This is a genomic window from Vibrio sp. 2132-1, assembly GCF_033344315.1.
In genome coordinates this window covers 1-687 of the sequence record NZ_JAWPON010000361.1, presented here as the reverse complement: position 1 = coordinate 687, position 687 = coordinate 1, and the positions used below count along the sequence as shown (strand labels likewise).

Below are 687 nucleotides of genomic sequence, written 5' to 3'. Positions count from 1 at the left end.
AGCAGCCGTTGGTCGCCAACTAGAACAAACAAAACAACGCTTTGAAGTTGGTTTGTCGGCAATTACTGACGTTCACGACGCACAAGCTCAGTACGATGCAGTACTAGCGGATGAAGTGTTGGCAGAAAATGACCTGATCAACAGCTACGAATCGCTACGTGAAATCACAGGTCAAGAACACAAAAACTTAAACGTTCTTGATACTAACCGTTTCTCTGCAACACGTACGAACAGCCCTGCTGAAACGTTGATCGATGAAGCGAAAACGAAGAACCTTAGCCTATTGTCAGCTCGTATTTCTCAAGACATCGCGCGCGACAACATCTCACTAGCTAGCTCTGGTCACCTACCAACTTTATCTCTAGATGGTGGTTACAACTACGGTGATTATTCAGGCACAGAAAGTAACTACAACAGTGGTCTTGGCCGTAATGCAAATAGTGACCGTACAAGCGACGGCTTCAATATTGGCGTTAACCTAGCAGTGCCACTTTACACTGGCGGCAACGTGACATCACAAACCAAACAAGCTGAGTTTGCGTACGTTGCAGCAAGCGAAGATCTTGAAGCTCAGTACCGTAGCGTAGTGAAAGATGTTCGCGCACAAAACAACAACATCAACGCTTCTATTGGTGCGTTAAAAGCGTATGAGCAATCGGTAGTTTCAGCGAGATCTGCGCTAGAAGC

At 46.1% G+C, this 687-nt stretch carries 1 protein-coding gene; it reads left to right on the top strand.

Translation table 11 applies throughout. The features are described from left to right. The coding region (locus tag R8N47_RS25425) for a TolC family protein (protein ID WP_318186134.1) at nucleotides 1–687 on the top strand (687 nt) is incomplete at both ends.